The organism is Streptomyces sp. NPDC057697 (assembly GCF_042799335.1).
In the GTDB taxonomy this organism is placed as follows: Bacteria; Actinomycetota; Actinomycetes; order Streptomycetales; family Streptomycetaceae; genus Streptomyces.
In genome coordinates this window covers 33528-47459 of record NZ_JBHVJA010000014.1, presented here as the reverse complement: position 1 = coordinate 47459, position 13932 = coordinate 33528, and the positions used below count along the sequence as shown (strand labels likewise).

General features: G+C 73.9%; 7 protein-coding genes. 2 read left to right on the top strand and 5 right to left on the bottom strand.

The window, feature by feature from the left end; translation table 11 throughout:
* The first annotated feature begins 68 nt into the window (after positions 1-68).
* A complete protein-coding gene (locus tag ACFVFH_RS29520; RefSeq protein ID WP_383774152.1) occupies positions 69-2243 on the top strand; it encodes a CDP-glycerol glycerophosphotransferase family protein in 2175 nt (724 codons plus the stop codon).
* 21 nt (positions 2244-2264) lie between these two features.
* Here ACFVFH_RS29520 and ACFVFH_RS29515 read toward each other — a convergent pair whose 3' ends face one another.
* The 4 genes from ACFVFH_RS29515 to ACFVFH_RS29500 all read right to left on the bottom strand — a co-directional run bounded on the left by ACFVFH_RS29515 (position 2265) and on the right by ACFVFH_RS29500 (position 9261).
* A complete protein-coding gene (locus ACFVFH_RS29515) occupies positions 2265-2639 on the bottom strand; it encodes a hypothetical protein (protein WP_383774150.1) in 375 nt (124 codons plus the stop codon).
* Positions 2640-2709: 70 nt separating this feature from the next.
* Complete coding sequence (locus ACFVFH_RS29510) at positions 2710-4224, bottom strand: methyltransferase domain-containing protein (RefSeq protein ID WP_383774148.1); 1515 nt, start codon at positions 4222-4224, stop codon at positions 2710-2712.
* A gap of 60 nt (positions 4225-4284) precedes the next feature.
* Positions 4285-5493 (bottom strand): hypothetical protein, encoded by a 1209-nt coding sequence (locus ACFVFH_RS29505; RefSeq protein ID WP_383774146.1) that lies wholly within the window; start codon positions 5491-5493, stop codon positions 4285-4287.
* Between the two features lie 222 nt (positions 5494-5715).
* A complete protein-coding gene (locus tag ACFVFH_RS29500) occupies positions 5716-9261 on the bottom strand; it encodes a CDP-glycerol glycerophosphotransferase family protein (protein WP_383774412.1) in 3546 nt (1181 codons plus the stop codon).
* 407 nt (positions 9262-9668) lie between these two features.
* Between ACFVFH_RS29500 and ACFVFH_RS29495 the strand changes: the two genes are divergently transcribed.
* Positions 9669-13166, top strand: coding sequence for a CDP-glycerol glycerophosphotransferase family protein (locus ACFVFH_RS29495; RefSeq protein WP_383774144.1), 3498 nt, complete (start codon positions 9669-9671; stop codon positions 13164-13166).
* A gap of 36 nt (positions 13167-13202) precedes the next feature.
* Here the strand turns inward: ACFVFH_RS29495 and ACFVFH_RS29490 are convergent, their stop codons facing one another.
* Positions 13203-13820 carry a TetR/AcrR family transcriptional regulator gene (locus ACFVFH_RS29490; protein WP_383774142.1) on the bottom strand — a complete coding sequence of 206 codons (618 nt, stop codon included), beginning with the start codon at positions 13818-13820 and terminating at the stop codon, positions 13203-13205.
* Between the last annotated feature and the right edge of the window lie 112 nt (positions 13821-13932).

Sequence of the window (13932 nt, the reverse complement as noted above, 5' to 3'; positions counted from 1 at the left end):
TAACCAGGGCACCCCGTCGGACGTTTGCGGACCACCCGCCCGCGCAGCGAACGACCCATGGATGTGTTGTGCCCCGGTTCAGTGTCATCGTTCCCGTCCGCCGTGCCCGAGGCCAGCTGCGCGAGTGCCTGGAGTCGGTGCTCGGCCAGTCGTTCACGGACATCGAGGTGATCGGGGTCGACGACGGCTCCCCCGACGGATCGGGGCTGCTGTTCGACGAGTTCGCCGCCCGGGACTGCCGGGTGCAGGCCATCCATCTGCCGCCGGGGGCCGGTGCGGACGGGCGGCGCAACGCCGGGACCGAGCGGGCCCTCGGGGACTACCTCCTCTTCCTGGAGGGCGGTTCCGTCCATCTGCCGGACGCCCTGGAGGCCGTCGCCGACCGGCTGGACGCCGCCGGTGACCCCGAGCTGCTGCTCTTCGGCCACCACTGGCGGCCCTTCCGCGGCCGGACCCGGCCGACCCGTTCGCTGGAGCTGCTCGGCGCACTGCCCCCGGGGCGGCTCACCCTCGCCGGGCACCCCCCGCTGCTGGACATCGCCCCGGTCTCCTGGAACCGCGCCGTGCGCCGCTCCCTCCACGAGGGCGAGAAGCTGTCCTTCGGCCCCGGGGAGCACGGTGAGCGGATGTACGCCTTCCAGACCCTGGCCGCCGCCGACTCCGTCGCCGTGCTCCCCGTCCCCTGCGTCGAGCACCGGGGCCTGCGCCCGCTGCCCGCTCCGGCCGACCCGGCGGAACCGTCGAAGGGCTCGGCGCCGCACGAGCTCGTCGACGCGTACACCGCGCTGCTGGAGTTCGTACGGGACCGGCCACGGCTGCGTCCGGTCCGGCCCCTGCTCTTCGAGCGGGCGGTCCGGGACCTCCTTCACGCGTACCCGTCGGTGCCCCGGCGGCGCCGCCGGTACGTGCGCTCCGTGGCGGCCTTCCACCGGGCGCACCGGCCCGAGGCGCACCGCTTCCCGGCGGGCGCCGAGGGGCTGCGGTCCCGGCTGATGGGGAGCGGCCGGTATGCCGCGCTCGGTGCGCTCGACACGGCAGCGGCCCTGCGCCGGATCGTGCGGGCGGCGCCCGGCGCGGTGCGGGCGGGGGCCTGGCGCGCGCTGGCCGGGAGCTACTACCGGTGGCAGCGCGGACTCCCGCTGGACGACGGGCTCGCCGTCTACGCCTCGTACGGGGACCGCGGGCCGAGCTGCAATCCGGAGGCGGTCTTCCAGCGGGCCCGGGAGCTGGCCCCGCGGGTGCACGGGGTGTGGGTGGTGTCGCGCGGTCGGCTGGACACGGTGCCCGAGGGCGTCGACCACGTGGTGCCGGGGACCCGCCGCTACTGGCAGGTGCTGGCACGGGCCACGTACTTCTTCAACAACGTCGACTTCCCCGACCATCTGGTCAAGCGCCCCGGCCAGATCCATGTGATGACGCATCACGGCACCCCGCTGAAGGTCATGGGGCTCGACCGGCAGAGCTGTCCGGCGGCGGCCCGGGGGCTGAGCTTCGACCGGCTGCTGCGGCGGGTGGACCGGTGGGACTGGAGCGTCTCCGCCAATCCGCACTCCACCGAGGTGTGGGCCCGGGTCTATCCGAGCGCGGCGCGTTCGCTCGAAGCGGGCTATCCGCGCAACGACGTCCTCGCGACGGCGACGGCCGACCGGATCGCCGCGATCCGCCGGGCCCTCGGTGTCCGGCCGGGACAGCGCGCCATCCTGTACGCGCCGACGCACCGGGAGTACGAGACGGCGTTCAGCAGCCGGCTCGATCTCGTGCGGTTCTGCGAGGCGCTGGGCCCGGAGTCGGTGGTGCTGGTCCGGGCCCACCCCTCCTACGAGGGCGCGGCGCTGCCGGACCATCCCGCGCTCATCGACGTCTGCGGCCATCCGCGGGTCGAGGAGCTGTGCCTGGCGGCGGACGCGCTGGTGACGGACTACTCGTCGGTGATGTTCGACTACGCCCATCTGGACCGCCCGATCGTGGTACACGCCCCCGACTGGGAGACGTACCGCACGGTCCGGGGGGTCTGCTTCGATCTGCTCTCCGGTGCGCCGGGCGACACCCCCGGGGCGGTCTCCACGACCACGGACGGGCTGGCCGGGATCTTCCTCGACGGCAGCTGGCGCAGCCCGGAGAACGAGGCGCTGCGGGCCGCGTTCCGGGCCCGGTTCTGTCCGTACGGCGACGGGCGGGCCGCGGAGCGGGTGGTACGGCAGGTGCTGCTGGGCGAGACGGGTCCGGTGGCCGGACGGGCCTGAGCGGCCCGTCCGGCGGCGGTGTCAGCGTTGCTGGCCCGCCATCACCGTGGCCAGGCCGACGACCACGAGCAGCGAGCCGCCCCAGGTCCACATCGAGGTCCGCTCGTGCAGCACGGTCGCCCCGGCCAGCACGATCAGCAGGTATCCGAGGGCGTTGAACGGGTAGGCGATGGAGAGCGGCACCTTGGCCAGGGTCGCCATCCAGGCGAGGGCGGACACCGCGAAGACCACCAGTCCCAGGACGACCCAGGGGCTGGTCGCGGCGCGCAGGGCGACGGACCCGGCGCCGTGTCCGGCGGCTGCCGCGGCGCCCTTCATCCCGTGCTTGAGCATGATCTGGCCGCCCGCCGACGAGAACACGGCGAACAGCAGCAGCATCAGACTGGGGAGGGTCAAGACCTTGCTCCTGACTGCGGCGCCCGGGGACTGCGGCTCCTGGGCGGGGGTGGGACGGGGGACGGCGGCCTCAGACGCCGACCCGGTCGGCAGGGACGTACTGTCGGTTGAGGATGTCCTGTACATCGACGTGCTCTCCAGCGATGATCGTCTCGGCCGCGTGCGGGGTGAGCAGTGCGACGTGCTGATAGCCGAACAGCGTCGGCCGGATCCGGGTGAGCAGCTTCGACACTCCGCCGAGGACCGCGGGGAGCGGTCCGCCGCCGAGCAGCGCCCAGAACGGGGCCCCGGTCGACGCGATGCCGAGGACGTCGTAGCCCGCGTCCCGGACCGTGCGGCGCAGGCTGGCCCGGGTGAAGAAGCGCAGATGGGTCTCGTCGAGGATGCCGCGCCGGTCGTAGCCGAAGACGCCGAGCGCCACCCGCAGCCGTGAGTACCAGTGGCTGAAGTTCGGTACGGAGAGCAGCACATGGCCGCCGGGGCGCAGCACCTCGGCGACCTCGGCGAGGACCCGTTCGGGGCGGGAGAGGTGCTCGATGACGTCGCCGGCGACCACGTAGTCGTAGTCGACCCCGATCTCGACGGGCAGCCCCTCCTCCAGGTTGGCGAGGTGGAAGCGGGTGCACTTCTCGCGCACGCCGGGGACCTCGACGTAGTCGACGCCGGTCACCTCGTGGCCGAGGGCTTCGAGGCGCTGGGCGAACAGGCCGCCGGAGCAGCCGAGGTCGAGGACCCGGCCGGGCGGGAGGCCGCGCATCTTCTCCAGGATGACGGCGTGCGAGGAGCCGTCGCCCTCCTTGAACGCGTACTCGACGGGCTTGGGGATCCAGCCGCAGGTGCCGAATCCCTTGACGGCGAGCCGGTATTCGAGGACGTCCTTGACGACGTCCTTGGCGTACTTCATGCCGTTGACGTAGCAGATCTCGTCGCCGTAGTACGTGGGGACGGGGATCTCCTTGATCCGCATCCCCTCGTTGAGCAGCTGGACGATGATCTGGGTGTCGAAGTCGAACGCGTCGGTGTTGCGGTGGATCGGCAGCTTCTTGAGTGCCGCGACGCTGTAGGCGCGGTATCCGGAGTGGAATTCGGTGAGTTGGGAGCCGAGCAGGGCGTTCTCCACGCGGGTGAGAATGCGGTTGCCGAGCCATTTGTACATCGGCATGCCGCCCTTGAGCGCGGACCCGGATTTCATCATCCGTGACCCGAAGACGGCCTCGCATTCGCCGCGTTCGATCGGTGCGACCATGTCGGGCAGGAATTCCGGGGCGTACTGTCCGTCGCCGTGCAGCAGCACGATGATGTCGAGTCCGTGCTCGGCGGCCAGCGCGTATCCGGCCTTCTGGTTTCCGCCGTATCCGAGGTTCTTGGTGTGCCGCATCACCACGGTCCGCGGCATTCCCTCCGTCTGCGACCAGCGGCAGCCCGCGGTGAAGGTGGCGTCATGGCTCGCGTCGTCGAGAATGAGGATTTCGGCGACCTTGGACCGGAAGTCCTCCGGAATGCGGTCGAGGGTCCTCTCCAGTGTCGTCTCGGCGTTGTACGCGACCACCAGGATGCCGATCCTGGGGCTCGGGCTTTCCTTCACGGGGCGTTCTCCAGTTGTGCTCGGTGCTCGGTGATCGGTGCGTGGTGCTGGGGGGGTGGGTCAGTTGACGGGGGAACCGGTGGGCTGCGCGGCGCGGGGTGCCGCGACCGGTCCCCCTCCGGCGGGGGGCCGGCCGGGCGGGTCCGGCTGGGTGGCGAGGACCTTGCGGACGCCCCTGAGGAGGGCCGCGGCGAGCAGCACCCAGCCGACCTCGGCGAGTTGCAGCACCGTTTCGCTCCAGCGCACGGCGGAGGCTCCCCGGTAGCCGAGGACCGCCGTCAGGCCGAGCAGGCAGCTGTACGCGGCGCCCTCCCAGAACCCGACGACGAACAGCCCGGCGGCGGCCCAGGTCAGGTACTGGAGCGCGGACGCGGTGGAGAGCAGCAGCAGGAGGCTCATCGTGATGGCGACGACGACGGGCAGCTGCGCGGGGCGCAGCCAGGCGAGCCAGGCGCCCGCCGCCACGCAGGCCAGGACGAAGAGGAAGTGGCCGTCGCCCTCGATGAAGGTGATGAAGGACTGTGGCAGGCCGAACAGGTCGGCGAACCGGACGAGGCCCCAGAGGCGGTAGCCGCCGCCCGCGTACTCCAGGACGTTCTCCTTGAGGTTCTCCGGCACGGTCGCCAGGACCGGCCCCCAGACGAGGGCGACCAGGGCGGTGAACCCGGCGCCGAAGCGGAGGAGGACCGGCCGGCCGGCCCGCAGCGCGACGAGGAGCAGCGCCGGGACGACCACCACGGGGATGAACTTGATGCTGATCGAGAGCGCGGCGGTGACCCCTGCGGCCAGCGGCGCCTTCCGGTCCACGAGCAGGTGGGCGGCGATCAGGGCGAAGGTGATGGCGACCGCGTCGGTGTTGCCGTGGTAGCCGGAGGTGGCGATCAGTACGGGGCTGGCGGCCACGCCCACGCCACAGGCGACGGCGGCGCCGAGGGAGGCCCGGCGGCGCACGATCTCGAACACGACGAGTGCGCAGAAGAAGTCGGCGATCGAGGCGGGCGATCTGATCAGCGTCCCGAACGGAATGCCGAGGCCGGAGAGTTCATTCAGGCCGAGAAGCATCCAGCCGGCCAGCGGCGGATGGTTGTAGACGGGCAGTCCGGGCAGCGGCTGTTCGTAAATCCGAATGGGCCCGTAGCGCGCGATCGCCTTTGCGAAACCATGAAAGATCCGCACATCGGCGGGGCCCGGCATATTCGCCGCGATCAGCATTCGGGTGAGAAGCCCGGCGGCCGCGGCGATGAGCACCACCGCCCTTGCGCGTGGCACGTCCCAGGTTTCGCATCGCATTCGGATACCCATGAAAACAGAACGTAGCAACCCGAAGACGCTGAGCGACGCACCGTCGGCCCCACTTATAGGGACCATTACTTGAATACGCCGAACGTTCACACAAACGCGCGCACCCCCGGACCACTCGAACGGTTCAGGGGGTGCGCGGTGACATCGGCCTTTCGCCCGGTCCGCGGGGCGGCGGCCGGGCGGTGCGGATTACAGCATTCGGTCGACGACGGCCGCCGCCGCGTGGCCGTCGTCCAGGTCGCAGAAGTCCCGGCGGAATGCCTCGTACGCCTGCGCGTGTCCCGCGGTGGCGCGTTCCGGGTCGCGCAGCGCCTCGACGAGTCCGGCCGAGCCGGGGATCAGCGGGCCGGGGGCGCGGGCCTCGAAGTCGAAGGCGAAGCCGCGCTGGGTGTCGCGGTAGTGCGCCAGGTCGTGGGTGTGGAAGAGCATCGGCCGGCCGGTCCGGGCGAAGTCGAACATCAGCGAGGAGTAGTCGGTGACCAGGGCGTCGCTGATCAGCAGCAGCTCGCCGACGTCCCCGTGGCGCGAGACGTCGCGGACGAAGCCGCTGCCGCTCTCCGGGAGCCGCCCGGTCACCAGGGGGTGGCGGCGCACCAGCAGGACGGTGTCGGCGCCGAGTTCGCGTTCGGCGGCTGCCAGGTCGAGGCACAGGTCGAGGGCGGGGCCGCCGTCGCCCGGCGGCTGGTCCTCCCGGCGGGTCGGCGCGTACAGCACGACCCGCTTGCCCTCGGGGAGGGCGAGCCGCTCCCGTACCGCCGCGGCGACCTTGGTCCGGTCCGTGGCGTGGAACAGGTCGTTGCGGGGGGAGCCGCACTCCAGGATCTCGCCCCGGTAGCCGAACGAGCGGCGCAGGACGGGGGTGGCGAAGCTGTTCGGGGAGACCAGGAAGCTCCACTGGCGGGCGCGTTGCTCGACGGTGGCGAGGTCGGTGGCGTCGGCCCGCGCGCCGCCCGCGAGGTCGAGGCCGATGCGTTTGAGCGGGGCGCCGTGCCAGGTCTGGACGACGCACTGGCCGTCGCGCCGTTCGAACCACGCCGGGAGCTGGGTGTTGGTGACGACGTACCGGCTGCGGGCCAGCGCCTCGTGCCAGGCGGCGGAGCCGTGCTCGACGGCCGTGGCGTCCGCCGGGATCCGGGCCTGCTGGTCGCGCACCACCCACAGGTGCGCCAGTCCGGCGCCGCGCCGGGCCACCTCCTCGTGGACGGCGCGGGGCGAGTCGGAGTACTGCCGGCCGTCGAAGCTGCTGTACAGCACGGTGTCGCGCAGCGGGGCGCCGCGCCGGGCCCGGTACGTCCGGCGCAGCAGCCGCTGGGCGCGCGGGCCGCGTTCCCCGGCGGTGAGCACCGGGCCGGAGTCGATCAGCAGCTGGTCGTGGCAGCGCCGCTCGACGACGTAGGTCCGTCCGGCGAGGGTGCGGGCGGCGGGCAGGGTGCGGTGGGCGGCGGCCGGGATGCGCAGCGGGGTGTCCGCCGCCCCGTCCCGCGCGCCCTTCTCGCGCAGGAAGAGGCCCCAGGCGCCCTGGCCCAGCGGCAGTGCCCCGCCGGGGCCCTCGACGGCGTCCGGCCGGAACGCGGCGCGGAACCGCCGGGCCCCGGCGTCCCCGGAGGAGGTGAGCGGGAGGACGGCCTCCTCGCCGTGCCCGCCGTGCCTGGCCACCAGCTCGACGGGCCGTTCGGGGAGGTCGGGGAAGGTGCCCTCCAGGAGCAGCCGGCCGTCCTCCGTCCAGGTCGCCAGGTCGACGGCGGGCTGCACGGTCCGGTCGCTGATCAGCAGATCGCCCCGGGAACTGGCGGTGAGGCCGAGTTCGCGCCGCTCGTCGCCGTCCCCGGCCAGCGGGTAGCGGCCCGGCAGCACGGGCCCCGGCACGTCGATCGGCGTCCGGTTCCCGTCCGGCCCGACGAGACACAGGCCGTACGGGATCGCGGCGCGTCCCTCCGCCCGCGCCGCGCCCGGCCGGGCGTCGAGGAAGGCGTCGAGCGGGATGTCCGCGCTGAACCGCCGCCAGCCCGCCGCCGAGGGCGCCAGTCCCTCGTGCACCGTCACCGGCCGTTCGAAGGAGGTGCCGGAGGGGTGGTGGACGAGCACGAGGCGCAGCGGACCCGCGCCGAGCCGGTCGCGGATCATGCCGTCGATGACCACGGCGGTGGTGCCGTCGCCGGTGTCGCCCGCGCGGTGCGTCTCGAAGCGGGCGTCGATCCGCTCGGTGTGCAGCACCAGCCTGCCGCCGTCGAAGGCGGGCACGATCCGGTGGTCGCCGTCGGGGCGGTGCACGGGCGGCGGGGCGGTGACCTCGTCCGTGGAGAGCGCGGCGCGGCGCAGCAGGCCGTGTCCGGCGATGCCGATCTCCGGCTGCCAGGTGAGCCGTTCCGGGCGGGAGCCCGCGTCGGCGCGGAGCCTGGCCGGGTCGACGACGGTCTCGAACCCCGCCCGGTCGTAGTCGTGCAGGCTCTGCCGGGACCGGGCGGTGGCCTCGGGCTCGTCGACGGTGCGCAGCCGCAGCGGCAGCACGCGCCGCCCGGCGCGCAGCCAGCCGGTCCGGAACTCGCCGAGGCGCGGGCCCACGGGCAGGTTGCGGATGTACGCGTACCCCTTGAGGTGCAGTCGGCCGCCCTGCCAGTAGGCGTCCCGCAGCCGGGCGGTGAGCGGCAGGTCCCGGTCGGTCACCCGCAGCACCGGGCGCGGCACCGGCCGGGTGAGGGCGGGGAAGGAGGCGCTGCGCCGGCGCACGCCGCGTACCGTGAACGCGCCCGGCTCCGCCCGGTCGGAGGCGAGCAGGTCCAGCAGTTCGCCGGTCCGCCGCTCGCGCACCAGGTGCCACATCAGCCGCAGCGGCAGGGGCAGCGCGTCGAGTACGGCCGGGTCGACCTGGTCGGTGAACTCGTTGGCGTACGTGAGGAAGGCGCGTCGGTACTCCTCGTCACCGCCGGGCAGCGCCGCCATGAAGCGGCGCAGGTCGTGGGCGAGTACATGTGTCTCGTACCGCCGCTTGTCGTCGGCGCCTCGGTGCTCGTCGAGGAAGGCGCAGACGCCCAGTACGTGCGAGACCCGGTCCTGGACGCCGCGGACGAGGGCGCGCGGGGTGGTGGCCGGGCCCGGCCGGTCGCGCCAGTGGTAGACGGTGTCCTTCAGCACGTCGACGGAGCGGGCCAGGAAGTGGGCGGGCAGCACGACCGGGATGTCCTCGTGGAGGGCGCCGGCCGGGAAGGCGAAGGCGTGCTCGTCCCAGAAGGACCGGCGGAAGACCTTGTTGCAGGCGGTCCGGTCGGCGGCCAGTTCCCAGTCCCGGGAGATGTGGGTGCGCAGCCGGGTGGTCGCCATGGGGCCGCGGAAGTCGGGCGCCTGCTGGAGCCGTCCGCCGGTGCGCAGCCGGAGCACGTTGCCGGACGCGAGGTCGGAGCCGGTCTCCTCCAGGGCGGCGAGGAGGAGTTCGTACGCGCGGGGCGGGAGCATGTCGTCGCCGTCGGCGAAGGCGAGGTGGCGGGCGCCCGGATCGCAGCCGCGGACCCCGGTGTTGCGGGCGTGCCCGAGGCCGCCGTTCTCCTGGCTCACCAGCCGGAACCTGCCGTCCCGGGCGGCGAACGCGGCGGCCAGGGCCGCGCTGTCGTCGGTGGACCCGTCGTCGACCATCACCACCTCCAGGTCGGCCATGGTCTGCTCCGCGAGGGACGTCAGGCAGTCCGTCAGATAGAGCTCGACGTTGTGGACGGGTACGACGACACTGAGCCGTGGCGGCATGTTGGGCACGTCCGTTCATCGGGGCCTGGATGTCCGTACGGCTCAACCCCTCGGAGGTCGGGGGGTCACCGGTCGTGGTATCTCCCGAACGGGTGACATCGGCCGCACCGGTCGCCCTCCGCCGGGGCTCCGCGCGGTCCGTGACGGCCCGCGGATCCCGTGTCCGGCCCCGGCTCCTCGGCCGTACGGACGCGGCCGCTCCCGGAGCACCCCCCGCGGAAGGTCGCCGTCCACGCGGAGAAGGGGGTACCGGGCGACCGCGTGCGCGTCGACGGTGGCGAAGACCTCGGCACCGGACGGCCCTCCGGCGGGGGGGGGCATCGCGCCGTCACCGCGCGCCGAACCCTGCGTTCACCCGTTCGGGGCAGTCGTGGTGACCCGGCGCGCCCGCCCCGGTTGACCGTTGCATGAAGCCGCGCCTCAGTGTCGTCGTCCCGGTCCACAACGTCCAGGACAGCCTGGAGGACTGCCTGCGCTCGGTGGCCGAACAGTCGGTCACGGACATCGAGGTGGTCCTCGTGGACGACGGCTCGACGGACAACAGTGCGGCGCTCGCCGAGGACTTCGCCGCCCGCGACCGCCGCTTCCGTCTCGTGCGCCGGGTCAACGGCGGGCCGGGCGCGGCCCGCAACACGGGCGTCCGGCACACCACCCCGGGCGTCCCGTACCTGGCGTTCGTCGACGGCGACGACCTCGTGGTCCACGACGCCTACGCGCGGATGCTGGCCTCGCTGGAGTCGACCGGCTCCGACCTCGCGACCGGCAATGTGTGGCGGCTGACCGAGCAGGGGCGCAGGCAGGCCCGGCAGTACCGGTGGCTGACCGAGTCCCGGTCGCGCACCCACATCGGGCGCGATCCGCGGCTGCTCGCCGACCGGTACGCCTGGAACAAGGTGTTCCGGCGCTCCTTCTGGGACCGGCACGCCTTCTCCTTCCCGGAGGGCAGGCTCTACGAGGACGCCCCGGTGACGCTCCCGGCGCACTATCTGGCCGGCTCGGTGGACGTGCTGCACGAGCACGTCTCCTACTGGCGGGACCGGGCGGGTTCGGTCACCCGGCGGCGTACGGAGGTGAAGGGCGTACGGGACGGGATCGCGGCGTGCGAGCAGGTCAGCGCGTTCCTGGCGGGGCGGGGCGGCGGTGCGCGGCGCCGCTACGACCTCTCCTGCCTGCGCGGGGACCTCGTGTACTTCCTGGAGGGGCTTCCGCTGGGCGGGCCCCGCTACCGGAAGGCGTTCATGGCGGACGCCGGGGCGTTCCTGGACCGGATGGAGCGGATGGACGGGGCGGGCCGCGCGGACCGCGCCGTGGCCCATGAGCTCCCGGTGGAGCTGCGGATCAAGTGGCAGCTGGTGAAGGAGGGCCGGCTCCCGGAGCTGCTGGAGGTGCTCGCCTTCGAGCGGGCCAACGGCGCGGGGACGTTCACGGTCGCCGGTGCGCCGGGGCGGCGGCAGGCCGGTTTCCCCGGCCTCCGGGACACCGCCCGCCCGGCCCGGGGCGATCTCCCGGCCGTGGCCCGGCTGCTGGACGCGCACTGGGACGGCGACGGGACGCTGCGGCTGCGCGGTTACGCGTACATCCGCAATCTCCCGGCCTCGACGCCGCGCCACTCGCTGAAGGTGGGCATGGTGCGCGCGGCCGGTGGACAGCAGCTGCGGACGGTGCCGGTGCGCGGGGTGCCCGCGCCCGAGGCGACCGTCGACTCCGGCCAGCGGCTGCACGCGTACGACCACTCCGGCTTCGAGATGATCCTCGACCCGCACCGGCTGCGGCCCGGCGGCTGGCTGGTCGGCATGATGGTGGCCGCCCAGGGCGCGGTCCGCCGGGTGGCGGTGCGCGCCCCGGAGACGGGCGCCGCCCAGCCGCTCGTCCGTGACCTGGCCGACGGGCGACGGGCCGTGCTCGACTACCGGAACGGGCGGCTCCAGCTGACCCTGCAACAGCTGCCCGCCCGCTGCGAGACCCATCGGTTCGGTGAGGACCTGGAGCTGACCGGACGGCTGTACGGCGGTGTCCGGCCCAACGCCCTGGTGCTGACCTGCGACGGAGTGGCGGACCAGGAGTTCGGGCACCCCGTCGAGTGCCGGCCGGACGGGCGCTTCACGGTCCGGATCCCGCTCGCGGACCTGGCCGGGATGGCGGCCGCGCCGACGGCCCCGCACCGGGCGCCGCGCGAGGTCGAGCGGGAGCCCGGCGGCCGGTGGCGGGCCCTGCTGGTGCTGGCCGACGGAACGCGGGTGCCGCTCGCGGCGGCCCCGGAGTCGGCTCCGCCGGTGGTGGCCGACGCGGCGGGCGGGCTGGTGCTGGACCTGAGCGGACAGCCGTTCGTGGACGGGGCCGCGTGGACGCCGGACGGTGCGCTGCGGATGGAGGGGGTGACCGGCGCCGGTACCGGTGTGCGGGAGGACGAGGGCCCGGACCGCCTGGTGCTGCGCCACGAGACGCTGCGCGAGACGGTGTCGGTGCCGGTCACCCACGACGAGCGGCGCGCGGGGGCGCGTACGGCCGACGGGGGGCGCCGTTTCACCGCGTTCCTCGCGCCCTCGGTGGCCGCCGGGCTGCACGAGGGCCGCTGGGAGGCGTATCTGGGCGGTCGGCCGGTCCGGGTGCTGGCCTCGCTCGCCGCCCGGCTGCCGCTGCGCCGGAGCGGTGCGGTGGCGACGGCGCCCGTGCCCGGCCGGGAGTTCGCCGTGGACCGCCGGTCCGGCGACCGGCTGACCGTGCAGGCCGGTCCGGTGCTCCCGCTCGCCGAGCGCGGCGCGTACCGCCGGGCCGAACTGCGCGGCAGACACTATCCGTCCCGGCGGGCGATGCCGATGCGGGACGCGGTCCTCTACACGGGCGGCGACTCGCCGCGCGCCGTCCATGCCGAACTCCTGCGCCGGGGCGTGGAGTCGGAGCAGCTCTGGGTCACCGACGGGGTCCACGGCCGCGTCCCGCCCACCGCCGTCCCGGTGATCGAGCACAGCACCGCCTGGTACGAGGCGCTGGCGCGGTGCCGCCGCATCGTCACCGCCGACCAGCTGCCGGAGTGGTTCCACCGCCGGCCCGGCCAGATCGTCGTGCAGACCTGGCACGGCACCCCGCTGGGCCGTTTCGGCACGGATCTGTCCGGCACCCTGTACGCCGACCACCAGGAGCTCGCCACACTGGCGTACCGGTCGGCCCAGTGGTCCGTGCTGGTCTCCCCGAGCAGCCGCTCCAGCCCGCTGCTGCGGCGCGCGCTCGGCTACCGGGGCGAGGTCCTGGAGGCGGGCTCCCCCGCCAACGACCTGCTCTTCTCGGCCGACCGCGCCAAGACCGCGGAGCGGGTACGGCGCCGGCTCGGCATCCCGGACGGCCGCCGGGTCGTGCTGTACGCGCCGACCTACCGCGACCAGCTGGCCCATTCCTCCGGCGGCGACGGCGAGCGGCCCCGCTACCACTGGGACCCGGCGCTGGACGCGGTGGCGCTGGCGCGGTCCATCGGGGATGTCCACACGGTGCTGGTGCGCCGCCATCCCCGGGTGACCGGGAGCGTGCCCGAGCGGCCGGGCGTGCGCGACGTGTCGGCGCACCCGGACACCGCGGAGCTGCTGCTGATCGCCGATGTGCTGGTCACGGACTACGCGGGCCTGATGTTCGACTTCGCGCACACGGGCCGCCCGATGCTCTTCCACACCTACGACCTGGCGCACTACCGCGACACGGTGCGCGGTTTCTGTCTGGACTTCGAGACCCGGGCGCCGGGCCCGCTGCTCTCCCGCACGGACGAGATCGCCGCGCTGCTGCGCGACGCGGGGGCACTGGCGGCCTCGGCGTCCCGGCACGCGGCGGCGTACGAGAGCTTCCGCCGGGACTTCTGCGACCTGGACGACGGCGGGGCGGCGGCCCGGGTCGCGGACCGGCTGCTGGCCGAGGGCTGAGGGCCCCGGCCTCGGCTCCTGCGGACCGGCGGGCGCTCAGCTCCTGAGGGCCGCGACGGCGGCGGCCGCCAGATCGTCGAGATAGCCCTTGGGCAGCGGGCTCCGGACGACGGCGAGCCGCCAGTAGAGCGGGCCGACGATCAGGTCCAGCGCCCGGTCCGGGTCGCTGTCGGCGGGCAGCTCGCCTCGGGCCACGGCGTCCCGTACGACCACGGCGGCGATGCCCTGCTGCGGGTCCAGCAGGGCGGCCTTGATCGTGTCGGCGATCTCCGGGTTGCGGGCCGCCTCGACCAGCAGGTCCGGGATGACCTGCGAGGCGACGGGGTGGCGCAGGGCGTAGGAGGCGAGTTCGAGCACGGCCCGGACGTCCCCGTGCAGCGAACCGGTGGCCGGGGCGGGCATGCCCTGGACCGCGACGGCGGAGACCAGGTCGAGGACCAGGGCGAGCTTGGACTTCCAGCGGCGGTACACGGCGGTCTTGCCGACCCCCGCGCGCCGCGCGATCCCCTCGATCGACATCCGGGCGAAGCCCACCGCGGCCAGTTCCTCGAAGACGGCACCGCGGATCGCGTCGGTGACGTCCTCGCGGAGCACGGCGGCTCCGGCGGGGGCACGGCGGCGGGTTCCCGGATCGGTGGTCATGGACCGAATCATAGTCCGTCACGACGGAACGGTTGCGTTGCGACGTAACTCCGTCCTACCCTCGGCGTTGCGACGATACGGTTCCGTTCCGTCGAATGTCGCCCACCTGCCCTCCCGTCGAAAG

What these genes read in the sequence shown, in the direction of transcription:
- ACFVFH_RS29500 (WP_383774412.1), bottom strand. Translation starts at nt 9,261, where the DNA reads ATGCCGCCACGGCTCAGTGTCGTCGTACCCGTCCACAACGTCGAGCTC.
- ACFVFH_RS29495 (WP_383774144.1), top strand. Translation starts at nt 9,669, where the DNA reads ATGAAGCCGCGCCTCAGTGTCGTCGTCCCGGTCCACAACGTCCAGGAC.
- ACFVFH_RS29490 (WP_383774142.1), bottom strand. Translation starts at nt 13,820, where the DNA reads ATGATTCGGTCCATGACCACCGATCCGGGAACCCGCCGCCGTGCCCCC.